Genomic DNA, 25355 nt, shown 5'->3' with positions numbered 1-25355 from the left:
CGACCGCAGCGCCTGCGTCGGGCAGACTGGCCATGGTAACCTTGCGCCCATCGCGGAAAAGCCCGGCCACTGCCCGCGCTTTGCCCTACATCTTTTAACGAGTTGCCCGACAATCCGATGAATAAAGCCGTCTCCGACCTGTCCTCCCACACTCCGATGATGCAGCAATACTGGCGCCTGAAGAATCAGCACCCGGACCAGCTGATGTTCTATCGCATGGGCGATTTCTACGAAATCTTCTACGAAGATGCGAAGAAAGCCGCCAAATTGCTGGACATCACCCTGACCGCGCGCGGGCAGTCGGCGGGCCAGGCGATTCCGATGTGTGGGATTCCTTACCATGCGGCGGAAGGTTACCTGGCGAAACTGGTCAAGCTCGGCGAGTCGGTGGTGATTTGCGAGCAGGTCGGCGACCCGGCCACCAGCAAAGGCCCGGTGGAGCGCCAGGTCGTACGGATCATCACGCCGGGGACAGTCAGTGACGAGGCGCTGCTGGACGAACGCCGCGATAACCTGATCGCAGCGGTGTTGGGCGACGAGCGTCTATTCGGTCTGGCGGTGCTGGACATCACCAGCGGCAACTTCACCGTGCTCGAGATCAAAGGCTGGGAAAACCTGCTGGCGGAACTGGAGCGGGTCAACCCGGTGGAATTGCTGATTCCTGATGACTGGCCGAAAGACTTGCCGGCGGAAAAACGCCGTGGCGTACGCCGTCGCGCGCCGTGGGATTTCGAGCGTGACTCGGCGCTGAAAAGTCTCTGTCAGCAATTTTCCACTCAAGACCTGAAAGGCTTTGGCTGCGAAAACCTGACCCTGGCCATTGGCGCTGCCGGCTGCCTGTTGGCCTACGCCAAGGAAACCCAGCGCACTGCCCTGCCCCATTTGCGTAGCCTGCGTCACGAACGTCTCGATGACACCGTGGTGCTCGACGGCGCCAGCCGGCGCAATCTGGAACTCGACACCAATCTGGCCGGTGGCCGCGACAACACGCTGCAATCGGTGGTCGATCGCTGCCAGACCGCCATGGGCAGCCGCTTGCTGACTCGTTGGCTGAACCGGCCGTTGCGCGATCTCACCGTGTTGCTGGCGCGTCAGACCTCGATCCGCTGCCTGCTCGACGGCTACCGCTTCGAAAAGCTGCAACCCCAGCTCAAGGAAATCGGCGATATCGAACGGATTCTGGCGCGTATCGGTCTGCGCAATGCGCGGCCGCGTGACCTTGCGCGTCTGCGTGATGCTCTCGGCGCACTGCCCGAACTGCAAGTGGCGATGACCGATCTGGAAGCGCCGCACCTGCAGCATCTGGCAGCCACCACGCGCACCTATCCGGAACTGGCGGCGCTGCTGGCAAAAGCCATTATCGACAACCCGCCTGCGGTGATCCGCGACGGCGGCGTGCTGAAAACCGGTTACGACAGCGAACTCGATGAACTGCAATCACTGAGCGAAAACGCCGGCCAGTTCCTCATTGATCTCGAAGCCCGGGAGAAAGCCCGTACTGGTCTGGCCAACCTCAAAGTCGGCTACAACCGTATCCACGGCTACTTCATCGAACTGCCGAGCAAGCAGGCCGAATCGGCGCCGGCTGACTATATCCGCCGGCAGACGCTTAAAGGCGCCGAGCGCTTCATCACACCTGAGCTGAAAGAATTCGAAGACAAGGCACTTTCCGCCAAGAGCCGCGCGCTGGCCCGGGAAAAAATGCTTTACGAGGCGCTGCTCGAAGACTTGATCAGCCAGCTGCCACCGCTGCAGGACACCGCCGGCGCATTGGCCGAACTGGATGTGCTGAGCAACCTTGCCGAGCGTGCGCTGAATCTCGACCTCAATTGCCCGCGTTTCGTCAGCGAGCCGTGCATGCGCATCACCCAGGGTCGTCACCCTGTGGTCGAGCAAGTGCTGACCACGCCGTTCGTGGCCAACGATCTGAGCCTGGATGACAATACGCGCATGCTGGTCATCACCGGTCCGAACATGGGCGGTAAATCCACTTACATGCGGCAAACCGCGTTGATCGTGTTGCTAGCGCATATTGGCAGTTTCGTGCCGGCCGCCAGTTGCGAGTTGTCGCTGGTCGACCGGATCTTTACCCGCATCGGTTCCAGCGATGATCTGGCCGGCGGTCGTTCGACCTTCATGGTCGAGATGAGCGAAACCGCCAACATCCTGCATAACGCCACCGAGCGCAGTCTGGTCCTGATGGACGAAGTCGGGCGCGGTACCAGCACCTTTGACGGTCTGTCGCTGGCATGGGCGGCGGCCGAGCGCTTGGCCCATCTGCGTGCCTATACGCTGTTCGCTACGCACTACTTCGAACTGACGGTGTTGCCGGAAGCCGAGCCGTTGGTGGCCAACGTCCACCTCAACGCGACCGAGCACAACGAACGGATCGTGTTCCTGCACCATGTTCTGCCTGGGCCTGCCAGCCAGAGCTATGGCTTGGCAGTCGCGCAACTGGCGGGTGTGCCGAGCGAAGTGATCTTGCGCGCGCGCGAGCATCTGAGTCGCCTGGAAGACACTGCCCTGCCCCACGAGGCGCCGAAACCGGCGGCCAAGGGCAAGCCGTCGACACCGCAGCAAAGCGACATGTTCGCCTCACTGCCACATCCGGTGCTGGACGAATTGGCGAAAGTGGATCTGGACGACATGACGCCACGTCGAGCGCTGGAAATGCTCTATGCACTGAAGAACCGGATATAAGCACTGAAGAAGCGGATATAACGCAATTCGCTTCAAGCTGTTAGAATCTCGCGCGGTTCGGGATGCTGCTGGCTCATAGCCTGGTCAGCAGGTATCGCTCCCGAACCTGGCGACCCCAACCGTGAAGGGGCAACGCTGCCGCCGCCTGAGGAGAAAATTAGAAATGACCTTCGTCGTCACCGACAACTGCATCAAGTGCAAGTACACCGACTGCGTAGAAGTCTGTCCGGTGGACTGCTTTTACGAAGGCCCGAACTTCCTGGTGATTCACCCGGACGAGTGCATCGACTGCGCGCTGTGTGAACCAGAATGCCCGGCTGTGGCGATCTTCTCGGAAGACGAGATCCCAAGCGGCATGGAAAACTTCATCGAGCTCAATGCCGAGCTGGCGGATATCTGGCCGAACATCACCGAGCGCAAGGATCCGCTTCCAGATTCTGCTGATTGGGATGGCAAGCCGAACAAGATCGAACACCTCGAACGCTGATCTACCCCGCGCTCGACTGAAAGGCCCCTTGCGGGCCTTTTTGCTTTTGCAGATTCTGCTTTTCTGCAGACGAAAAAAGGGGCGGTATGACCCGCCCACATTTTTTCCCTATTCCCTGTATTCCTTTTCATCGTCCTGATGAATCGCCTCCTGCGATGTCCGTTCCCCTCTTCCGTGAAGGGCGTGTCTGTCCGTCGACACAGTTGAGATATTAGAGAGTTTCTGGAGACGAGCAATTGGCCCTCGGCGTACGCGCGCTCTGTCACAAGGACATAACATTTACGAAATAATCAACAGAATCAAAAGGTTGCTCACTGGAAGTGAGCGCGATCGCCATCTACCGAAGTGTAAAAATAACGAACACTTACGACACAGTAAGCAAAGGCTTACAGTGCGAGACTACAAATTCAGAAATTGACGACCGCTTGTCTGGTGGCTGCCGAAAGCCCGATTTGCTGCACGCGAAAAACAAAAAAGCCCCGACTGATCGAATCAGCCGGGGCTTTTTGCGGGCGGACGATCAGGCGCTTATTGAAACAGCGACTCGCTCGACAGGCCGTTCTTTTCAAGGATTTCGCGAAGGCGCTTGAGCCCTTCCACCTGAATCTGCCGTACCCGCTCGCGGGTCAGGCCGATCTCCAGGCCGACATCTTCCAGCGTGCTGCTTTCGTGACCACGCAGGCCGAAGCGGCGAATCACCACCTCGCGCTGCTTGTCGGTCAGCTCCGACAGCCATTGATCGATGCTCTGCGACAGATCATCGTCCTGCAACAGTTCGCACGGATCGGTCGGACGATCGTCAGTGAGTGTGTCCAGCAGGGTTTTATCCGAATCCGGACCCAGCGAGACGTCGACCGAAGAAACCCTTTCGTTGAGGCCGAGCATGCGCTTGACCTCCCCCACCGGTTTTTCCAGCAGGTTGGCGATTTCTTCGGGTGAAGGTTCGTGGTCGAGTTTTTGCGTCAGCTCCCGCGCGGCCCGCAGGTACACGTTGAGCTCCTTGACCACGTGAATCGGCAGCCGGATGGTCCGGGTCTGATTCATGATCGCGCGCTCGATGGTCTGACGGATCCACCAGGTTGCGTAGGTCGAGAAGCGGAAGCCGCGCTCCGGATCGAACTTTTCCACCGCGCGGATCAGGCCGAGGTTGCCCTCTTCGATCAGATCCAGCAGCGACAGCCCCCGATTGACGTAACGCCGGGCGATCTTGACGACCAGCCGCAGGTTACTTTCGATCATGCGCTTGCGCCCGGCAGGATCGCCACTTTGCGACAAGCGCGCAAAATGAACTTCTTCTTCCGGGGAGAGCAGAGGGGAAAAGCCGATTTCGTTGAGATACAGCTGCGTGGCATCAAGTGCCCGAGTGTAGTCGATGTATTTATGTTGTTTGAGTGTGGCGGAGTGTCTGGATTTGGAACGAACGGAAGGTGGAGCAGCCCCTTCATCATTCAACATCGAATCCGAATCGATGCCGGTCTCCATAAGGAGAACCTCATCGTCGATGTCAAACTCCGGCACTTCTTTACTGAGAGCCATTGTTATAGTCCTTTGGTGAGTTCGACCCCAAGCTCAAGCGACGCCTTTATCCTTGGCAACGCTGGAGCCTGTCCCCTCTACGCGACGGAACAGGCTGGCCTTCAAATCAACGTCTTGGCAGGAACTGCAGCGGATCCACAGGTTTACCTTGGCGGCGAATCTCAAAATGCAGTTTCACCCGGTCTGTACCCGTTGACCCCATTTCGGCAATTGTCTGTCCGACCTTGACCTGCTGCCCCTCCCGAACCAACAGCCTGCGGTTATGTCCGTAAGCACTGACGTAGGTTTCGCTGTGTTTGATGATGACCAATTCGCCGTAGCCCCTTAAGCCACTCCCGGCGTATACGACCGTCCCATCAGACGCAGCTAAAACAGGCTGTCCCAAATCTCCGGCGATATCAATTCCTTTATTCAAACTACCGTTTGAAGAGAATTTTCCAATCAGAACGCCATTAGATGGCCATCCCCAGCCGGTCGGGGCCGGGCCTGCCGGAGGCAGTGGAGCGGGTGCAGGTTTGCTCGCGACGGACGGTACAACCCCTTTGGAACCGGTGGTTGTAGTGGTTGTGGTGCCATTCGCCTGGCGCCGGATTACCGTGGTTTTACTCGACGAAGAAGGTGAAGAACTGGAGTTGCTCACCACCGCTGTCGGCGTTGAACCGCTGCGCCCGTCGAAGCGAATTGTCTGACCCGGATGGATCGTATACGGCGTAGGAATATTGTTCCGGGCGGCGAGGGTTTTGTAGTCCCAGCCGTAACGAAAGGCGATCGAAAACAAGGTATCGCCGGGACGGACTACATATTGCCCGGTGGTAACGGTAGGACGTTGCGCCACCGCATTGTTGCGATCAACAACGCGCACGTTGCTCGATTTGGTGCTGGAGCAACCGACCAGCAAGGTGCTCAAGACAAGGCCAGTCACCAGGCGCTGAAAGCTCGTGTTACCCATACGCTGCGCAATGACTGTGAGACTCACCCGCCGCTCCCTTTGTGGTGGCTGAAAATTCTGAATGCCGCACTGCGGCATGAAGTGTCGCAAGTATAACGGGCCGAAACGGCTTTACCTTTAATGAAGCGAAATCACTGGACGCACACGTTTGCCAGGGGCAAGTACGCTGCGTTTAAACTCTGGCTGCCGGTGTAAGACCGGCGCCGTTGAAAGGAATTCAGCGCCTGCTCGCAATTGCTCAGGCCAGTGGCCCATTGAGCAAAGGCACGAAACGCACAGCGCCCAAAACGTGTCGGGAAAAGCCATGTTCTTCGCGCACGATCAGCATCAGTTGTTGCACTTCACCGGAGCCGACCGGAATCACCATGCGCCCACCGGGGGCCAGTTGATCGAGCAAAGCTTGCGGTACATCGGTGGCAACGGCGGTGACGATGATGCCGTTGTAGGGCGCCAGCGCCGGCCAGCCTTCCCAGCCATCGCCCCAGCGAAATACCACGTTGCGCAGGTTCAGCTCGACCAGACGCTCCTTGGCGCGATCCTGCAACACCTTGATGCGCTCGACGGAAAACACCCGTTCAACCAGTTGCGACAACACCGCCGTCTGGTAGCCGGAACCGGTGCCGATCTCCAACACTTTATCCAGCGGGCCGGCCTCCAGCAGCAGCTCGCTCATGCGCGCCACCATATAAGGCTGGGAGATGGTCTGGTTGTTGCCGATCGGCAGCGCGGTGTCTTCGTAAGCGCGGTGCGCCAGCGCCTCGTCGACAAACAGATGACGCGGCGTGCGGCGGATCACTTCCAGGACTTTGGCGTTCGATACGCCTTCTTCATACAGCCGCTGGATCAGTCGCTCGCGCGTACGTTGGGAGGTCATGCCTATGCCGCTGCGCAGACGGTCGTCATGTTCACGCATCAGCTCAGCCCTCCCAGCCAGCCATCGAGACTTCTGAAGGCATCATTGAAGGTGCGATCGAGCTGCAACGGCGTGATGGACACATAACCCTGCATCACGGCATGAAAATCGGTGCCCGGGCCGCCGTCTTCAGCGTCGCCGGCAGCGGCGATCCAGTAACCGGCCTTGCCGCGCGGATCGACCACTTTCATCGGCGCCGCCGCGCGGGCGCGATGGCCGAGGCGGGTCAACTGAATGCCACGGATGTGATCGATGGGCAGATTGGGGATGTTCACGTTGAGCACCGTGCGCGGTGGCAGATCCAGCCCGGCGTGGGCCTCGACCAGTTTGCGCGCAAAGTAGGCCGCAGTCGGCAGATTGTCCACCTGACGCGAAACCAGTGAGAAGGCAAAAGATGGGCGCTCGAGAAATCGTCCTTCCAGCGCTGCCGCCACGGTTCCGGAATACAGCACGTCGTCACCAAGATTGGCGCCCAGATTAATGCCGGATACCACCATGTCCGCTTCGCGCTCAAGCAAGCCGTTAAGGCCCAGGTGAATGCAATCGGTCGGTGTGCCGTTGAGGCTGATAAAGCCGTTGGCCAGGTATTGCGGGTGCAGCGGACGGTCGAGCGTCAGCGAACTGCTGGCGCCGCTTTTGTCCTGCTCCGGGGCGATAACCACGCATTCGGTGTAATCCGCCAGCGCAGCATAAAGCGCGGCGAGACCGGGCGCGGTTACCCCATCGTCGTTAGAAATCAGAATACGCATGGGCTGTCCGTCTGCCCCACCGGCACCAGATCAACGAGCTCGCGCACCAATACGGTGGCAAAGCATCCGGCCGGGAGGACGAATTCCAGTTGCAGAATGTCAGGTTGGGGATAATGCCACGTCAACCCGCCAATGGGCAGCCGCAGGATGCGACGTTCATGGCTCATGCCGGCGTGGATCAACCAGTCGCGCAGATCCGCTTCGCGGGCGGCGATCGCCTGCTCCAGTTCATGGACTGCGCCAGCGGTGGGCGAGTCACCTTCGCCCCACTGCGGACCGGTCGGGTGCAGGTCGAGAATCGCCAGACGCGGGTCGCTGCATTCGGCTTCGCCGGCCGGGAAAAAGCTGCGGCTGTCAGTAAAGGCCAACAGATCGCCCACCAGTGCGGTGTTCCAGGTGCCATCGGCGACGCGCGCCGCCAGCATCTGGTTGAACAGAAAGCTACGCGCCGTCGACAGCAAACGCGAACGCACATTGCGCTGTTCCGGCAAAGCCTTGCGCGCCGCCCACGCCCGCGCATCGACAACGTTGCCGCCGTCATGGCCGAAGCGCTGGGCGCCGAAATAGTTGGGGATGCCTTGTCTGGCGATCAGTTGCAGGCGTTGTTCAATCGCGTCTTTGTCGCCATTGAATTGCGTCAGGCGCAGGGTGAAGCCGTTGGCCGAATGCGCACCGCGTTGCAGCTTGCGCTTGTGGCGCGTGGTCTTGAGGATCTTCAGCGTGTCGTTTTCCGCGGCCGACAGATCCGGATCGGCCTTGCCCGGCAACTGCACGCTGAACCACTGTCTGGTCAGGGCCTGACGGTCCTTCAGCCCGGCATAGCTGACGGTACGCAACGGTACGCCGGCTGCCTTGGCGATACGCCGCGCCGCTTCTTCGGTATTGAGGCCGCGCTTTTCCACCCAGATCCACAGGTGTTCGCCGTCACCGCTGAAGGGGATATCCAGCACTTCATCGACCTGGAAATCTTCGGCGATGGCTTTCAGTACCGCTGTGCCGAGGGGTTCGCCATAGGCCCGTGGGCCGAGTAATTGCAGTTCATTCATGCGCGCAGCAACAAGGCAACGGAGTGCACGGCGATGCCTTCTTCGCGACCGACAAAGCCAAGCTTTTCGGTGGTGGTAGCTTTGACGTTCACTTGATCCAACTCAACTTGAAGATCCGCCGCGATCAGCGCGCGCATCGATTCGATATGCGGCGCCATTTTTGGCGCCTGGGCAACGATGGTGTTGTCGACGTTGCCGACTTTCCAGCCCTTGGCGTGGATCAGACTGACCACATGACGCAACAGCACACGGCTGTCGGCGCCCTTGAATTGCGGATCGGTGTCCGGGAAGTGTTTACCGATATCACCCAGCGCCGCCGCGCCGAGCAAGGCATCGCTCAAGGCGTGCAGCAGGACGTCACCGTCGGAATGAGCGAGCAGCCCGAAGCTGTGTGCAATCTGCACGCCGCCCAGAGTAATGAAATCGCCTTCAGCGAAACGGTGCACATCGTAGCCGTGGCCAATACGCATAAAAAAACGCCCCGATTTTTGTCAGGGCGTGATTCTACCTGCATTAATCGCGCAGAGCGCGTGCGTGATGCTGCAAGTGGTCGTCAATGAAGCTTGAGATGAAGAAATAGCTGTGGTCGTAGCCCGGTTGCAGGCGCAGCTCCAGCGGATGCCCCGCTTGTTTTGCGGCGTGTTGCAGGGCCTCGGGTTTCAATTGCGTGGCGAGGAAATCGTCACGATCACCTTGATCGACCAGCAACGGCAACTTCTCCGTCGCCTCCGCGATCAGCACACAGGCGTCCCACTCCTTCCACTTCGAACGGTCTTCGCCCAAATAGTTGGAAAAGGCCTTCTGACCCCACGGGCAATCGATTGGATGGGTAATCGGCGAGAACGCCGACACTGACTGAAAACGCCCGGGATTGCGCAGCGCGCAGACCAATGCGCCGTGGCCGCCCATGGAGTGACCGCTGATACTGCGTTTGTCGGAAGCGGGGAAATGCGCTTCGACCAGAGCAGGCAATTCCTGCACGACATAGTCATGCATCTGATAGTGCCGCGCCCACGGTTCCTGCGTGGCGTTCAGATAAAACCCGGCGCCGAGACCGAAATCCCAAGCTTTGTCGGCATCATCCGGGACATCCGCGCCACGCGGACTGGTATCCGGGGCGACGATGATCAACCCGAGCTCGGCAGCCATGCGCATCGCACCGGCCTTCTGCATGAAGTTCTCATCGGTGCAGGTCAGGCCTGACAACCAGTACAACACCGGCAGCTTGCCGCCCTGCTCCGCTTGTGGCGGCAGGTACACGGCAAAGACCATGTCGCAATCAAGCACTTCGGAGCGATGGCGATAACGCTTGTGCCAGCCACCAAAACTCTTCTGACAGGAAATGTTTTCCAGATTCATAGCACTTCAGCCGCAAGATGCGAGCTTCAAGCTGCAAGAGGGAATTGCGCCTGCTTGCAGCTTGTGGCTTGTAGCTTGCCGCTGCTCCTTAGAAATGAATGACTGTGCGGATGCTCTTGCCTTCGTGCATCAGGTCGAACGCCTTGTTGATATCTTCCAGGCCCATGGTGTGGGTGATGAAGGTATCCAGCGGGATTTCGCCGCTCTGGGCCATGTCGACGTAGCTTGGCAATTCAGTACGGCCACGCACGCCGCCGAACGCCGAACCGCGCCAGACGCGACCGGTGACCAACTGGAACGGACGGGTAGCGATTTCCTGGCCGGCACCGGCGACACCGATGATGACCGACTCGCCCCAGCCTTTGTGGCAGCACTCAAGCGCGGCGCGCATCAGTTGCACATTGCCGATGCACTCGAAGGAGAAGTCGACGCCGCCATCGGTCATGTCGACGATTACTTCCTGGATCGGACGATCAAAGTCTTTCGGATTCACGCAATCGGTGGCACCGAGTTGTTTGGCGATTTCGAACTTGGCTGGATTGATGTCGATGGCGATGATCCGCGCAGCCTTGGCTTTCACCGCGCCGATCACGGCCGACAAGCCGATACCGCCGAGACCGAAGATGGCCACGGTGTCACCCGGCTTGACCTTGGCGGTGTTGAGCACGGCGCCGATACCGGTGGTGACGCCGCAACCGAGCAGGCAGACCTTTTCCAGCGGCGCGTCTTTGGAGATCTTCGCTACGGAAATTTCCGGCAGTACGGTGTACTCCGAAAACGTCGAAGTGCCCATGTAGTGGAAAATCGTTTCGCCCTTGTAGGAAAAGCGCGAAGTGCCATCCGGCATCAGGCCCTTGCCTTGGGTGGCGCGAATCGCCTGGCAGAGGTTGGTCTTGCCCGACTTGCAGAATTTGCACTGGCCGCATTCCGGGGTGTACAGCGGAATGACGTGATCGCCGACGGCGACCGAAGTCACGCCTTCGCCGATCGCTTCAACGATGGCGCCACCTTCATGGCCGAGGATCGACGGGAAGATGCCTTCCGGGTCTGCGCCGGACAAGGTGTAGGCATCGGTGTGGCAAACCCCGGAAGCGACGACGCGCAGCAATACTTCACCGGCCTTGGGCATGGCGACATCGACTTCTACGATTTCCAGCGGCTTCTTGGCCTCGAAGGCAACGGCGGCGCGCGACTTGATCATGCTGACTCTCCAGTGAACCCAATAAATAAAAAAGCAGACAGACAGTGTAGTTCAGCGCGTCCTGAGGAATAATCCGGACCAAAGCAAAACATTATTGCCATACAGGGATAATCCAAGTGTCGGAAAACCGCTGGGAAGGCATCGATGAGTTCGTTGCCGTCGCCGAATGCAATCAATTCACCGCCGCTGCCGAGCGTCTTGGGGTTTCTTCCTCACACATCAGTCGACAAATCGTACGGCTCGAAGAGCGTCTGCAGACGCGACTGCTCTACCGCAGCACCCGGCGAGTTACGTTGACCGAAGCCGGGCAGACTTTTCTGCAGCATTGCCAGCGCCTGCAGGACGGTCGCGAAGAAGCCTTGCGCGCGGTAGGTGATCTGACCAGCGAACCGAAAGGCATGCTGCGCATGACCTGCGCGGTGGCCTACGGCGAACGTTTTATCGTGCCGCTGGTGACTCGCTTCATGGGGCTGTACCCGCAGTTGCGCATCGATATAGAGCTGAGCAATCGCCAACTGGATCTGGTGCATGAAGGGCTGGACCTGGCGATCCGTCTGGGTCGGTTACAGGATTCGCGCTTGGTCGCGACACGTCTGGCACCACGGAGAATGTACCTGTGCGCATCGCCGTCCTACCTGGAACGGTACGGACGCCCACACAGTTTGTCGGAGTTGAGTCGACACAATTGCCTGATCGGCAGTTCGGATATATGGCAACTGGAACAGAACGGCAGGGAATTTTCCCAGCGGGTGCAAGGCAACTGGCGTTGCAATAGTGGGCAAGCGGTGCTGGATGCGGCGCTTCAGGGCGTCGGGTTGTGTCAGTTGCCGGACTATTACGTGCTCGAGCATCTGCACAGTGGCGCGCTGATTTCCTTGCTGGAGGCGCATCAGCCGCCGAATACGGCGGTGTGGGCGTTGTATCCGCAGCAGCGGCATCTGTCGCCGAAGGTGCGCAAGTTGGTGGATTATTTGAAGGTGGGACTGGCTGAAAGGCCGGAGTACAAACTTTGAGTTATTGGTTGCCTGTGCGACCGTTTTCGCGAGCAGGCTCGCTCCCACAATTGACCGAGTTCGACAGCTGAATGCATTCCCTCTGTGGGAGCGAGCCTGCTCGCGAAGGCAATGCCACAGCGACCCCAAATCTCAGCGGCGATTCGCCCAACGCTGGCGCAACCACTCCAGATCTTCCGGCCGGGTCACCTTGAGGTTATCCGCCCGCCCTTCGATCAGACGCGGTGCCAGACCGGCCCATTCCATCGCAGAAGCTTCATCGGTGATCACGGCATCCGCAACCAGGCTATCGGCCAACGCTCGATGCAACGCGCCGAGGCGAAACATCTGCGGCGTATACGCCTGCCAGATCACACTGCGGTCCACCGTTTCAACCACACGACCGTTTTTATCAATGCGTTTGAGCGTGTCGCGAGCGGGCACCGCCAACAGACCACCGACCGGGTCATCCGCGAGTTCGGCAAGCAACTTGTCGAGATCATCGCGACTCAGATTTGGCCGGGCCGCATCGTGCACCAGCACCCAATCGTCATCGTCGGCACCTTGCGCATGCAGATGCAGCAAGGCATTGAGCACCGAAGCAGAACGCTCCGCCCCGCCGCCGACCCGCTGAATGCGTGGATCGCTGACGCAAGCCAGATTCGGCCAATAGGGATCGTCAACAGCAAGACTGACCACCAGGCCCTTAAGGCTCGGGTGATCGAGGAAACAGCCGAGGCTGTGTTCGAGAATTGTGCGCCCGCCCAGTTGCAGATATTGCTTGGGACGGTCCGCGGCCATTCGGGCACCGACGCCCGCGGCAGGAATCACGGCCCAGAAGGCCGGCAGGGAATCGATCATTGGGCCAACTGGTAAAGGGTTTCGCCGTCCTTGACCATGCCCAGTTCGTGACGAGCCCGCTCTTCAACGGTCTCCATGCCTTTTTTCAATTCGCTGACTTCCGCGTCCATCACCCGGTTGCGCTCCAACAGGCCTTCGTTCTCGGCATGTTGTTCGGCGATCTGCTGTTTCAGCTCGGCGACCTGCGCCAGACTGCCATTGCCCACCCACAGGCGGTACTGCAGACCGGCCAGCAGCAAGAGCAAAACAAGAAACAACCAGTAAGGACTGCGCATCGAATATCAGGTATCCAGTGAAAAAAGACAGCCACGCATAATGTTGCAGCATCTGATAGCACGAAGCCTGGAAAAATCCAGGCTTGTGCTTAAGGCATCAGATTAGTGGCAAATCCATCGCTGTCACGACTTTTCCGACACAATCCGGTGTCCTTTGATCAGGTTGCGCTTAACCGCGGAACTCGGCACGGCCGTTGTACTTGGCCTTGCCGTTCAACTGCTCTTCGATACGCAGCAGTTGGTTGTACTTGGAAACGCGGTCGGAGCGGCACAGCGAACCGGTCTTGATCTGGCCAGCCGAGGTGCCCACAGCCAGGTCGGCAATGGTCGAATCTTCGGTTTCGCCGGAGCGGTGCGAGATCACGGCGGTGTAGCCGGCAGCCTTGGCCATCTGGATGGCTTCCAGGGTTTCGGTCAGGGTGCCGATCTGGTTGAACTTGATCAGGATCGAGTTGGCGATCTTTTTATCGATGCCTTCTTTCAGGATCTTGGTGTTGGTCACGAACAGGTCGTCGCCCACCAGCTGGGTCTTCTCGCCGATCTTGTCGGTGAGGATCTTCCAGCCAGCCCAGTCGGACTCGTCCAGACCGTCTTCGATCGAGATGATCGGGTAACGTTCAGTCAGACCTTTGAGGTAGTCAGCGAAACCTTCGGCGGTGAACACCTGGCCTTCGCCGGACAGGTTGTACTTGCCGTCTTCGTAGAATTCGCTGGCCGCGCAGTCCAGCGCCAGGGTCACGTCGGTGCCCAGCTTGTAACCGGCATTGGCCACGGCTTCGGAGATCACTTTCAGCGCATCTTCGTTGGACGCCAGATTCGGCGCGAAACCGCCTTCGTCGCCAACGGCAGTGCTCAGACCACGAGCCTTCAGCACAGCTTTCAAGTGATGGAAAATCTCGGTACCCATGCGCAGACCTTCCGAGAAAGACTTGGCGCCGACTGGCTGCACCATGAATTCCTGGATGTCGACGTTGTTATCGGCGTGCTCGCCACCGTTGATGATGTTCATCATCGGCACCGGCATCGAGTACACACCCGGGGTGCCGTTGAGGTTGGCGATGTGTGCGTACAGCGGCAGATCCTGATCCTGCGCAGCAGCCTTGGCCGCAGCCAGGGACACGGCGAGGATGGCGTTGGCGCCCAGGGTCGCTTTGTTTTCGGTACCGTCGAGCTTGATCATCGCTTGGTCGAGGGCTTTCTGGTCGCTCGGGTCGGTGCCCAGCAGCAGATCGCGGATCGGACCGTTGATGTTGGCTACCGCCTTGAGCACGCCCTTGCCCAGGTAACGGCTCTTGTCGCCATCACGCAGCTCGAGCGCTTCACGCGAGCCAGTGGATGCACCGGACGGCGCGCAGGCGCTGCCGATGATGCCGTTGTCGAGAAGCACGTCCGCTTCCACGGTGGGATTGCCACGGGAGTCGAGAACTTCACGACCTTTGATGTCGACGATTTTTGCCATTGTTGTAAACACTCCAAAGTTGACGAAAACGACGCAGCTAGAGGAAATCTTTATCGTCGGCAAGCGAAGTACAGCGGGCAGACTTGCAGACGACAACGCTCACGCCCGAGGGCATGAGCGACAAATCGTGCGGTACTTTACCGGAGAATCGAGCGTTACGCGGTTTCTACCGTCGGAAAACTCTTCACCAGTTCGTCCAGAGCCTTGAGCTGGGCCAGGAATGGCTCCAGTTTGTCCAGACGCAAGGCGCAAGGGCCGTCGCATTTGGCGTTGTCCGGATCCGGATGCGCTTCGAGGAACAGACCCGCCAGCGACTGGCTCATGCCGGCCTTGGCCAGATCGGTGACCTGCGCGCGGCGACCGCCGGCGGAGTCGGAACGACCGCCAGGCATTTGCAACGAGTGGGTCACGTCGAAGAACACCGGGTATTCGAACTGCTTCATGATGCCGAAGCCGAGCATGTCGACCACGAGATTGTTGTAGCCGAAGCTCGAACCACGCTCGCAGAGGATCAACTGATCGTTACCCGCTTCCACGCACTTGTTCAGGATGTGTTTCATTTCCTGAGGCGCGAGGAACTGGGCTTTTTTGATGTTGATCACGGCATTGGTCTTGGCCATCGCGACAACCAGATCGGTCTGGCGCGACAGGAAGGCCGGCAGCTGAATGATGTCGCAGACCTCAGCGACGACCGCAGCCTGATCCGGCTCGTGGACGTCGGTGATGATCGGCACGCCGAAGGCTTGCTTGATGTCCTGGAAGATGCGCATGCCCTCTTCCAGGCCAGGACCGCGATACGAAGTCACAGAAGAACGGTTGGCCTTGTCGAAGCTGGCCTTGAACACGTAAGGGATACCGAGTTTTTCGGTGACCTTCACGTACTCTTCGCAAACCTGCATGGCCATGTCACGGCTTTCCAGCACGTTCATGCCGCCGAACAGCACCATGGGTTTGTCGTTGGCAATCTCGATGTCGCCGACGCGGATGATCTTCTGTGCCATCGGGTTACGCCTTCTTCTGGTGTTGAGCCAACGCGGCTTTGACGAAACCGCTGAACAGCGGATGGCCGTCGCGTGGGGTCGAGGTGAACTCAGGGTGGAACTGGCAGGCGACGAACCATGGATGATCCGGCGCTTCAACCACTTCGACCAGCGCAGCATCGGCGGAGCGACCGGAAATCTTCAGGCCGGCTTCGATGATCTGCGGCAGCAGGTTGTTGTTCACTTCGTAACGATGACGGTGACGCTCGACGATCACATCCTTGCCGTAGCAATCGTGCACTTTGGAGCCCGGCTCGAGCAGGCATTCCTGAGCGCCGAGGCGCATGGTGCCGCCCAGATCGGACGCTTCGGTACGCACTTCGACAGCACCGGTGGCGTCTTCCCACTCGGTGATCAGACCGACAACCGGATGGCCGCTGGCACGATCGAACTCGGTGGAGTTGGCGTCTTTCCAGCCCAGTACGTTACGGGCGAATTCGATGACCGCCACTTGCATGCCGAGGCAGATGCCGAGGTACGGAACCTTGTTTTCGCGAGCGTACTGAACAGCGGTGATCTTGCCTTCAACGCCACGCAGACCGAAGCCGCCCGGCACCAGAATCGCATCAACACCTTCGAGCAGCGCAGTGCCCTGGTTCTCGATGTCTTCGGAATCGATGTAGCGCAGGTTGACCTTGGTGCGGTTGCTGATGCCAGCATGACTCATCGCTTCGATCAGCGACTTGTACGCGTCGAGCAGTTCCATGTACTTGCCGACCATGGCGATGGTCACTTCGTGTTCCGGGTTCAGCTTGGCATCGACCACTGCGTCCCACTCGGACAGATCGGCGCTGCCGCACTGCAGACCGAACCGCTCGACGACGAAATCGTCCAGGCCCTGCGAGTGCAGGATGCCCGGGATCTTGTAGATGGTATCGGCGTCTTCCAGCGCGATTACCGCACGCTCTTCAACGTTGGTGAATTGCGCGATCTTGCGACGCGAGGACACATCGATCGGGTGATCGGAGCGGCACACCAGCACGTCTGGCTGCAGACCGATCGAGCGCAGTTCCTTGACGGAGTGCTGGGTCGGTTTGGTCTTGGTTTCGCCAGCGGTGGCGATGTACGGCACCAGCGTCAGGTGCATCAGCATCGCGCGCTTGGCGCCGACTTCGAAACGCAACTGGCGGATGGCTTCGAGGAATGGTTGCGACTCGATGTCACCGACGGTGCCACCGATTTCAACCATCGCCACGTCAGCGTCACCGGCACCTTTGATGATGCGACGTTTGATTTCGTCGGTGATGTGCGGGATCACCTGGATGGTTGCACCCAGGTAGTCGCCACGGCGCTCTTTGCGCAGCACGTGCTCGTAGACACGGCCGGTGGTGAAGTTGTTGTTCTGGGTCATGGTCGTGCGGATGAACCGCTCGTAGTGCCCCAGATCCAGATCGGTCTCGGCGCCGTCGTGGGTGACGAACACTTCACCGTGCTGGAACGGACTCATGGTGCCTGGATCGACGTTGATGTACGGATCCAGCTTCAGCATGGTGACCTTAAGCCCCCGCGCCTCCAGGATAGCCGCCAATGAAGCCGAGGCAATGCCTTTCCCCAATGAAGAAACAACACCGCCCGTGACGAATATGTAGCGCGTCATGAAAAACCCTAGAAGTCTGCGTTAAAGCGGAACGAGCCGCCGGGGAAAGCGAAGGAAGGCCGAAGCCCCCGATCACCTGCATTAATCACAGTGCACCTTTCGAAAAAACCGCCGCGTTGTGACAGACCGGCAGATGAAACACCGGTACGTTGCTCGCTACACATTTTTTGGAATCGCCCAGCAAAGACTGCTTGGTAATCGGCAACTCCTGCAATTCAGGCGAATCCACAGAAGTTGTATCAAGAAGGGAGCGTAGTCTACCGGAATGCTCCTTTCAGCTCAAACCTTGATCTTCGTCTGTTGGCTGCCAGTGCAATGTCCAGCCTTCGTCCATCTGACCAGCAAGACCCGGCAGGTTCGCCACGGCGAGCAATTCTTCGCCACGAAACAGCAGCGGCAATCTGCCACGCACGAAGGCCGGGACCGCGCGCTCGTTGAGCAGACGCTTGAGATCACGACTGCCGCGCTCGGCCAGTTGCATGACCTCACCGCCTTGCCGATAGGCAATACGCAAAGGCCCGGATGGAGCTTGCCCGTGGAGCATTACGCGTCCGTTATCCGGCAAGCGTAGCGCTGAAGTCGGGGTCTGCCAGTCGGCGCCGATCACTGGCGCGCCCAACCAATTGCCGCTCAGCCACCAGACGCGACGGCCGCTGCGGTGCAGCTCTCCGTCGGCCAGACGCCAGATCGGAGAAGCGTCGGCGCCGGCATTGCACAGTGTTGTCCAACCCGACCAATGGTCAGCATCTGGCAGCCGGGTCAATGGTTCGAGCCAGTGGCTGAGGGCATTTCGCTGGCGCGCGTCAGACAATGCCCTCAATGATGTCAGCTCCAGGGATGGCACACCCAGCCAAGCGAATTCATGGACCGTTTCGGCTTGTGCGAGATCGATCTGCGCCAGCTCATCGAGCAAGCCCTGCGCCTCACGCAGATGCGCAGCCGTGCGCGCCATGCTGGCCTGCGCTTGCGGCCAGCGTTCGGTGAGGACCGGCATGACTTGATGGCGCAGATAGTTGCGCGAAAACTGCCGGTCCTGGTTCGACGGGTCTTCGATCCAGCGCAACTGATGCGCCTGTGCATAACCTTCCAGCTCAGCACGGCTGACATCCAGCAACGGTCGAACCAGCGTGCCCTGCCCCACTGGGCGCCGCTGCGGCATCGCCCCGAGCCCGCGTACACCGGCACCGCGCAACAGCCGAAAAAGCAGCGTTTCCGCTTGGTCATCGCGGTGCTGGCCAGTCAGCAACACGTCATTGGTCTGCGTCAGCGAACTGAACGCGGCATAACGCGCATCCCGCGCCGCCCGCTCCAGGCTCGCCCCGCCCTTTACGGTCACCCGCTTCACTTGCAACGGCACGCCCAGCGCATTACAAACGGCCTGGCAATGTTGCGGCCATGCATCGGCCGCAGCCTGAAGGCCGTGGTGGATATGAATGGCGCTGAGCGCAGGGAGGGATTCGGTGTTCGCCAGAGTGGCGAGCAGATGCAGGAGGACGGTGGAATCGAGGCCACCGGAGAAGGCGATGCGCCAGTGAGCGGCGTGGCGCCAAGGCTCAAGATTCAGCAGAAGACGGGATGGCAAATCAATCGGGGACTGGCCCATATCTGCACCTTTGCCTAACCCTCTGTGGGAGCGAGCCTGCTCGCGAAAGCGATTTAACATTCAACAATTTCGTCGACTGTCATACCGGTTTCGCGAGCAGGCTCGCTCCCACAGGGATAATGCGCGTCTGACTTAGAGACCGTAGCTCATCAGGCGATCGTAACGGCGCTTGAGCAGCGCTTCGTTATCGAACTGCTTGAGCATTGCCAGTTGCGAGCTCAGTTCGGCGCGGATCGAAGCGGCGGCAGCAGCCGGGTCACGATGGGCGCCGCCCAGTGGCTCGCTGATCACTTTGTCGACGATACCCAGGCCTTTCAAACGCTCAGCGGTGATGCCCATTGCTTCAGCGGCATCCGGTGCTTTCTCGGCGGTCTTCCACAGGATCGATGCGCAACCTTCCGGCGAGATCACCGCGTAGGTCGAATATTGCAGCATGTTCAATTGATCGCAGACGCCGATGGCCAGTGCGCCGCCGGAACCACCTTCACCAATTACAGTGGCGATGATCGGAGTCTTCAGACGCGCCATCACACGCAGGTTCCAGGCAATCGCTTCGCTCTGGTTGCGCTCTTCAGCGTCGATGCCAGGATAAGCGCCCGGGGTATCGATGAAGGTCAGGATCGGCATCTTGAAGCGCTCGGCCATCTCCATCAGACGGCAGGCCTTGCGGTAGCCTTCCGGACGCGGCATACCGAAGTTGCGGCGAACTTTCTCACGCACTTCACGGCCCTTCTGGTGGCCGATGATCATCACCGGCTGGTCTTCCAGACGGGCGATACCGCCAACGATGGCAGCGTCGTCGGAGAAGTGACGGTCGCCGTGCAGCTCGTCGAACTCGGTGAAGATGTGCTCGATGTAATCGAGGGTGTAAGGGCGTTTCGGGTGACGCGCCAGGCGTGCGATCTGCCAGCTGGTCAGCTTGCCGAAGATGTCTTCGGTCAGCGTCTTGCTCTTGTCCTGCAGGCGGGAGATCTCATCGCCGATATTCAGCGAATTGTCATTACCGACCAAGCGCAACTCTTCGATCTTGGCTTGCAGGTCGGCGATCGGCTGTTCGAAATCTAGAAAATTCGGGTTCATAGGCGTCCGTCTTGGGTCGTGTCCCAAGTGAGCTTGGGCCGGCCGGTTGTCTATTCGCGCCCTACCTTAAGGGAGAGGCGCGCTGAGGTCGAGATTAAAAATTCAGGTTGCGGGCAAGCGCCATGATGGCACTTGCCGGTCAACGGTATTGGAGGAAGACGTTGTCTCGCCCGAACTGGTCACGCAGGGCTTGAATCAAGGCATCCGCCGGGTCGATCCGCCAGGTCTCGCCGAACTGCAGCAAGGTCTTCGCATCCGGGCTGGTGTACTCCATGGTCACCGGGCACGCGCCGCGATGACGCTTGAGCAGTTCGCCCAACCAGCGTAGCTGATCGCCTTTCAGATCCTGGGTGTGCAGCTTCAGGCGCAGGCTCTCGGCCAGATTGGTGCGCGCATCTTCCATGCTCATCACGCGCTTGACCCGCAGGCGCAGGCCGCCGGAGAAGTCGTCATTGCTGACCTCGCCTTCGACCACCACCATCGCGTCGGTCTGCAGCAGCGACTGCGCCGAATGGAACGCATCGGCAAACAGCGACGCTTCGATCCGTCCGGAGCGGTCGTCGAGGGTGATGAAGCCCATCTTGTCGCCCTTCTTGTTCTTCATCACCCGCAGGGCAATGATCATCCCCGCCACCGTCTGCGTATCGCGCGCCGGTTTCAGGTCGATGATGCGCTGACGGGCGAAGCGGCGGATTTCGCCTTCGTATTCGTCGATCGGGTGACCGGTCAGGTACAGGCCCAGGGTGTCTTTTTCACCCTTGAGGCGTTCCTTGAGGGTCAGTTCCTTGGCTTTGCGATGAGACGCGTAAACGTCGGCGTCTTCTTCGACGAACAAGCCGCCAAACAGGTCGGCGTGGCCACTGTCGTGGGTTCGCGCGGTCTGCTCGGCCGCCTTGATCGCCTCTTCCATCGCCGCCAGCAATACCGCGCGGTTACGGTCGATGTTGGCCTGATAGGCCTTTTGTTCGTCGTGGAAATACGGGCCGAGGCGATCCAGCGCACCGCTGCGGATCAGTCCATCGAGGGTGCGCTTGTTGATGCGCTTGAGGTCGACCCGCGCGCAGAAATCGAACAGATCCTTGAACGGACCGGCCTGTCGCGCTTCGGTGATCGCTTCCACCGGGCCTTCACCGACGCCTTTGATCGCGCCGAGGCCGTAAACGATGCGGCCGTCGTCGTTCACCGTGAACTTGAACTCCGAAGTGTTCACGTCCGGCGCGTCGAGGCGCAGCTTCATCGTCCGCACTTCCTCGATCAAGGTCACGACCTTGTCGGTGTTGTGCATATCCGCCGAAAGTACCGCGGCCATGAACGGCGCCGGGTAGTGAGCTTTCAGCCAAGCGGTCTGGTACGACACCAGGCCGTAAGCGGCGGAGTGGGACTTGTTGAAGCCGTAACCGGCGAATTTTTCCACCAGGTCGAAAATGTTACCGGCAAGATCCGCGTCGATCCCGTTGGTCGCGCAGCCCTCGATGAAGCCGCCGCGCTGCTTGGCCATTTCTTCGGGCTTTTTCTTACCCATCGCCCGACGCAGCATGTCCGCACCGCCGAGGGTGTAACCGGCCATGACCTGGGCAATCTGCATCACCTGTTCCTGATACAGGATGATGCCGTAAGTCGGCGCCAGTACCGGCTTGAGCCCGTCGTACTGGTAGTCCGAGTGCGGATAGGCCAGTTCGGCGCGACCGTGCTTACGGTTGATGAAGTCGTCCACCATGCCCGATTGCAGCGGACCGGGACGGAACAGTGCAACGAGTGCGATCAAGTCTTCCAGGCAGTCGGGCTTGAGCTTTTTGATCAGCTCTTTCATGCCCCGGGATTCAAGCTGGAACACCGCCGTGGTTTCGGCTTTTTGCAGCAACTGATAGGTCGGCTTGTCGTCGAGCGGGATAAAGGCGATATCCAGCGGCGGCTCGTTGACCTTGGCGCGGTCGCGGTTGATGGTTTTCAGCGCCCAGTCGATGATCGTCAGGGTACGCAGGCCGAGGAAGTCGAACTTCACCAGACCGGCGGCCTCAACGTCGTCCTTGTCGAACTGGGTCACCAGACCGTCACCGGCCTCGTCGCAATAGATCGGCGAGAAGTCGGTGAGTTTGGTCGGTGCGATCACCACACCACCGGCGTGCTTGCCGACGTTACGCACCACGCCCTCAAGCTTGCGCGCCATCTCCCAGATTTCCGCTGCTTCTTCATCGACCTTGATGAAGTCGCGCAGGATTTCTTCCTGTTCGTAGGCTTTTTCCAGGGTCATGCCGACTTCGAACGGAATCATCTTCGACAGACGATCCGCCAGGCCATAGGACTTGCCCTGCACCCGCGCCACGTCACGGACCACAGCCTTGGCGGCCATGGAACCGAAGGTGATGATCTGGCTCACCGCGTTGCGGCCGTACTTTTCGGCCACGTAATCGATCACCCGGTCACGACCGTCCATGCAGAAGTCGACGTCGAAGTCGGGCATGGAAACCCGTTCCGGGTTGAGGAAACGTTCGAACAGCAGGTCATATTCCAGCGGGTCGAGGTCGGTGATCTTCTGTACGTAAGCCACCAGCGAACCGGCACCCGACCCACGGCCCGGACCTACCGGCACGCCGTTGTTCTTGGCCCACTGGATAAAGTCCATCACGATCAGGAAGTAACCGGGGAAGCCCATCTGGATGATGATATCCAGCTCGAAATTCAAGCGGTCGACGTAGACCTGACGCTTGGCTTCGTAGTCTTCGGTAGTGTCTTTGGGCAGCAGCACAGCCAAGCGTTCTTCGAGACCTTCGAAGGAGACCTTGCGGAAATATTCGTCGATGGTCATGCCATCGGGGATCGGGAAGTTGGGCAGGAAGTGTGTGCCCAGCTTCACTTCGATGTTGCAGCGCTTGGCGATCTCGACGGTGTTTTCGATCGCGTCGGGAATATCGCTGAACAGCTCGAGCATTTCCTCGGCGCTTTTCAGGTACTGCTGATCGCTGTAATTCTTCGAACGACGCGGGTCATCGAGGGCGCGGCCCTCACCGATGCACACGCGGGTTTCGTGGGCGGCGAAGTCTTCCTGCTTGATGAAGCGCACATCGTTGGTCGCCACCAGCGGCGCACCGAGCTTGTCGGCCAGGGCCACGGCGCCATGCAGCTGTTCTTCATCGTTGGGGCGGTTGGTGCGCTGGATTTCCAGATAGAAGCGATCCGGGAACACCGCCATCCACTCGCGCGCCAGCGCTTCGGCTTCCGCCGGGTTGCCACCGATCATGGCCATGCCGATCTCGCCTTCTTTGGCGGCGGACAGCATGATCAAACCTTCGTTGGCCTCGGCCACCCATTCGCGCTCGACGATGACCATGCCGTTGCGCTGGCCTTCGATGAAGCCACGCGAGATCAGTTCGGTGAGATTGCGATAACCCTGAGCGTTCATCACCAGCAGGCTGAGGCGGCTCAGCGGTGCATCCGGGTCCTTGTTCGCCAGCCACAGGTCGGCGCCGCAGATCGGCTTGATGCCGGCGCCCATGGCGTTTTTATAGAACTTGACCAGGGAACACATGTTGTTCTGGTCGGTGACCGCGACCGCCGGCATGTTCATGGCGGTCAGCGCCTTGACCAGCGGCTTGATCCGCACCAGCCCGTCGACCAGGGAGTATTCAGTGTGCAGGCGTAGATGAACGAATGAAGCCGGCATAGTGATCCTGTCCAGTTACATAGAGACAACGAGGCCCGGATTGTACCGGGCCTCGAATAAAACATCAGCCTTGCGCCTAAACCTGCGTCAGGCTTTCCCGCGCCTCGTAAGCCAGGCGTACCGGGGCGAACGAGCGGCGGTGAATCGGCGTCGGGCCGAGCCGCGCCAGTGCTTCCAGATGAACGGGCGTCGGGTAGCCTTTATGGCCGCCGATGCCGTAGCCCGGGTAGATCAATTCGAACGCAGCCATTTCGCGGTCACGACTGACCTTGGCCAGAATGGACGCCGCCGCGATCGCCGGCACCTTGCCGTCGCCCTGAATCACCGCCTCGGCACGCATCGGCAGATGCGGGCAGCGGTTACCGTCGATCATCGCCAGTTTCGGCTGAATGTGCAGACCAGCAACCGCGCGCTGCATGGCCAGCATGGTCGCGTGGAGGATATTCAGATCGTCGATTTCTTCGACTTCGGCGCGAGCGATGCACCAGCTCAGCGCCTTTTCGCAGATCTCGTCATAGAGCTTTTCGCGCTTGGCTTCGGTGAGTTTTTTCGAATCGTCGAGGCCGAGGATCGGCCGGTTCGGATCGAGAATCACTGCCGCCGTCACCACCGCACCGCACAACGGACCACGACCGACTTCATCAACACCAGCGACCAGTTCTTCGACTTCGGCTACCAGAGTGAAATCCAGACCCATTTGCATGCTTGTCTTGCTCATTGTGTTTTGCCGATCAGGTCAAGGACGGCTTGCGCCGCCTGATTGGAAGCATCGCGCCGCAGCGTGCGGTGGATCTCGTCGAAACCGCGGGTCTGTTCATCACCGCCATCGATCAAGGGCAACAGCGTCTGCGCCAACGCCTCGACAGTCGCATCATCCTGCAACAACTCCGGCACCAGCAAGCGCTGAGCGAGCAAGTTGGGCAGCGACACGTATGGGCTTTTGACCATGCGTTTGAGAATCCAGAATGTCAGCGGCGCCAACCGATACGCCACCACCATCGGCCGCTTGTACAGCAGCGCTTCAAGGGTAGCAGTGCCGGAGGCGATCAACACGGCGTTGCACGCGGCGAGCGCCAGATGAGATTTACCGTCGAGCAAAGTTACCGGCAAATCCCGGCCAGCAAGCAAGGCCTCGAGTTGCACCCGGCGGTCCGGGTTTGCACAAGGCATGACAAAGCGCACGCCCGGACGCATGGCGCGCAGACGTTCGGCGGTGTCGAGGAACAGCGCACCGAGGCGACTGACTTCCCCGCCACGGCTGCCCGGCATCAGCGCTACCAGCGGGCCGTCGGCCAATCCCAGTTCGGTGCGTGCAGCGGCGCGGTCGGCTTGCAGCGGAATGGTATCGGCCAAGGTGTGACCGACGAAACGCACCGGCACGCCTTTCTCTTCGTAGAATTTCGCCTCGAACGGCAACAGGGTCAGCATCAGATCGCAACCTTCGCGGATCTTCAGCACCCGCTTCTGCCGCCACGCCCAGACCGACGGGCTGACGTAATGCACGGTCTTGATCCCGGCCTGACGCAGCTTGAGTTCGATATTGAGGTTGAAATCCGGCGCATCGATGCCGATGAACACGTCCGGCTTGGCGGCGATCAGTGTGGCAATCAGCTCTTTGCGGCGTTTGAGTAACTCACGCAGCCGACCGAGGACCTCCACCAGCCCCATGACCGACAAGCGCTCCATGGGAAAGTACGAGGTCAGGCCTTCGGCCTGCATCAGCGGACCGCCGACGCCGATGAACTCGACTGCCGGGTGCTGTGCCTTGAGCGCGCGCATGAGGCCGGCGCCGAGAATGTCACCGGAAGCCTCACCCGCCACCAGCGCGATACGCAGACTGGCCATGA

Annotated in this window: 21 protein-coding genes; 3 read left to right on the top strand and 18 right to left on the bottom strand. The window is 59.8% G+C overall.

The annotated features are described in order from the left end of the window. Window positions 1-117 precede the first annotated feature (117 nt). Window positions 118-2700, top strand: coding sequence for a DNA mismatch repair protein MutS (gene mutS / locus AB4N41_RS14390; protein WP_460137840.1), 2583 nt, complete (start codon window positions 118-120; stop codon window positions 2698-2700). A 163-nt stretch (window positions 2701-2863) separates the two neighbouring features. After that, on the top strand, window positions 2864-3187 hold the full coding sequence (gene fdxA, locus AB4N41_RS14385) for a ferredoxin FdxA (protein WP_217879413.1): 324 nt from the start codon (window positions 2864-2866) through the stop codon (window positions 3185-3187). A gap of 528 nt (window positions 3188-3715) precedes the next feature. Here the strand turns inward: fdxA and rpoS are convergent. From rpoS to AB4N41_RS14345, 8 genes are all read right to left on the bottom strand, one after another. Next, window positions 3716-4723, bottom strand: a complete 1008-nt coding sequence (rpoS, locus tag AB4N41_RS14380; RefSeq protein ID WP_016771451.1) for an RNA polymerase sigma factor RpoS — start codon at window positions 4721-4723, stop codon at window positions 3716-3718. Between the two features lie 106 nt (window positions 4724-4829). Further along, window positions 4830-5699 (bottom strand): peptidoglycan DD-metalloendopeptidase family protein, encoded by an 870-nt coding sequence (locus AB4N41_RS14375; RefSeq protein ID WP_041478115.1) that lies wholly within the window; start codon window positions 5697-5699, stop codon window positions 4830-4832. Window positions 5700-5910: 211 nt separating this feature from the next. Beyond that, a complete protein-coding gene (locus AB4N41_RS14370) occupies window positions 5911-6546 on the bottom strand; it encodes a protein-L-isoaspartate(D-aspartate) O-methyltransferase (RefSeq protein WP_160768345.1) in 636 nt (211 codons plus the stop codon). Window positions 6547-6584: 38 nt separating this feature from the next. Next, the gene (gene surE / locus AB4N41_RS14365) at window positions 6585-7334 is read right to left on the bottom strand and encodes a 5'/3'-nucleotidase SurE (protein WP_024011837.1); all 750 of its coding nucleotides are present in this window, start codon (window positions 7332-7334) and stop codon (window positions 6585-6587) included. After that, complete coding sequence (gene truD / locus AB4N41_RS14360) at window positions 7322-8380, bottom strand: tRNA pseudouridine(13) synthase TruD (protein ID WP_252877526.1); 1059 nt, start codon at window positions 8378-8380, stop codon at window positions 7322-7324. The genes surE and truD overlap by 13 nt, the downstream gene beginning before the upstream one ends. Next, on the bottom strand, window positions 8377-8850 hold the full coding sequence (ispF, locus tag AB4N41_RS14355; protein WP_016771456.1) for a 2-C-methyl-D-erythritol 2,4-cyclodiphosphate synthase: 474 nt from the start codon (window positions 8848-8850) through the stop codon (window positions 8377-8379). Before ispF ends, truD begins: the two co-directional genes overlap by 4 nt. Before the next feature lie 43 nt (window positions 8851-8893). Further along, window positions 8894-9739 carry an S-formylglutathione hydrolase gene (fghA, locus tag AB4N41_RS14350; protein ID WP_252877525.1) on the bottom strand — a complete coding sequence of 282 codons (846 nt, stop codon included), beginning with the start codon at window positions 9737-9739 and terminating at the stop codon, window positions 8894-8896. 88 nt (window positions 9740-9827) lie between these two features. Beyond that, a complete protein-coding gene (locus tag AB4N41_RS14345) occupies window positions 9828-10940 on the bottom strand; it encodes an S-(hydroxymethyl)glutathione dehydrogenase/class III alcohol dehydrogenase (RefSeq protein WP_007908835.1) in 1113 nt (370 codons plus the stop codon). A gap of 116 nt (window positions 10941-11056) precedes the next feature. Here AB4N41_RS14345 and AB4N41_RS14340 point away from each other — a divergent pair, with 116 nt between their 5' ends. Beyond that, window positions 11057-11953 (top strand): LysR family transcriptional regulator, encoded by an 897-nt coding sequence (locus AB4N41_RS14340; RefSeq protein ID WP_056783227.1) that lies wholly within the window; start codon window positions 11057-11059, stop codon window positions 11951-11953. A gap of 132 nt (window positions 11954-12085) precedes the next feature. Here the strand turns inward: AB4N41_RS14340 and ispD are convergent, their stop codons facing one another. The 10 genes from ispD to lpxB form a co-directional block, all read right to left on the bottom strand. Next, window positions 12086-12793, bottom strand: coding sequence for a 2-C-methyl-D-erythritol 4-phosphate cytidylyltransferase (gene ispD, locus AB4N41_RS14335; RefSeq protein ID WP_150636327.1), 708 nt, complete (start codon window positions 12791-12793; stop codon window positions 12086-12088). Further along, on the bottom strand, window positions 12790-13068 hold the full coding sequence (ftsB, locus tag AB4N41_RS14330) for a cell division protein FtsB (RefSeq protein WP_016771460.1): 279 nt from the start codon (window positions 13066-13068) through the stop codon (window positions 12790-12792). Before ftsB ends, ispD begins: the two co-directional genes overlap by 4 nt. 169 nt (window positions 13069-13237) lie before the next feature. Further along, window positions 13238-14527 (bottom strand): phosphopyruvate hydratase, encoded by a 1290-nt coding sequence (gene eno, locus AB4N41_RS14325; protein WP_041478121.1) that lies wholly within the window; start codon window positions 14525-14527, stop codon window positions 13238-13240. A 155-nt stretch (window positions 14528-14682) separates the two neighbouring features. Next, entirely contained in the window at window positions 14683-15528 is an 846-nt protein-coding gene (kdsA, locus tag AB4N41_RS14320) for a 3-deoxy-8-phosphooctulonate synthase (protein ID WP_007954807.1), read from the bottom strand. Between the two features lie 4 nt (window positions 15529-15532). Next, entirely contained in the window at window positions 15533-17164 is a 1632-nt protein-coding gene (locus tag AB4N41_RS14315; RefSeq protein ID WP_076566135.1) for a CTP synthase, read from the bottom strand. Between the two features lie 274 nt (window positions 17165-17438). Then, a complete protein-coding gene (gene tilS, locus AB4N41_RS14310) occupies window positions 17439-18767 on the bottom strand; it encodes a tRNA lysidine(34) synthetase TilS (protein ID WP_252877524.1) in 1329 nt (442 codons plus the stop codon). Between the two features lie 132 nt (window positions 18768-18899). Continuing rightward, window positions 18900-19847, bottom strand: coding sequence for an acetyl-CoA carboxylase carboxyltransferase subunit alpha (locus AB4N41_RS14305; protein ID WP_016771465.1), 948 nt, complete (start codon window positions 19845-19847; stop codon window positions 18900-18902). Between the two features lie 139 nt (window positions 19848-19986). Further along, entirely contained in the window at window positions 19987-23508 is a 3522-nt protein-coding gene (gene dnaE, locus AB4N41_RS14300) for a DNA polymerase III subunit alpha (RefSeq protein ID WP_056783220.1), read from the bottom strand. Between the two features lie 76 nt (window positions 23509-23584). Beyond that, the gene (gene rnhB / locus AB4N41_RS14295) at window positions 23585-24211 is read right to left on the bottom strand and encodes a ribonuclease HII (RefSeq protein ID WP_016771466.1); all 627 of its coding nucleotides are present in this window, start codon (window positions 24209-24211) and stop codon (window positions 23585-23587) included. Between the two features lie 11 nt (window positions 24212-24222). Continuing rightward, the gene (lpxB, locus tag AB4N41_RS14290; protein ID WP_435405987.1) at window positions 24223-25353 is read right to left on the bottom strand and encodes a lipid-A-disaccharide synthase; all 1131 of its coding nucleotides are present in this window, start codon (window positions 25351-25353) and stop codon (window positions 24223-24225) included. Window positions 25354-25355: the final 2 nt, after the last annotated feature.

The organism is Pseudomonas sp. S2_A10 (assembly GCF_054668465.1).
This window is presented reverse-complemented; position numbering and strand designations above follow the sequence as displayed.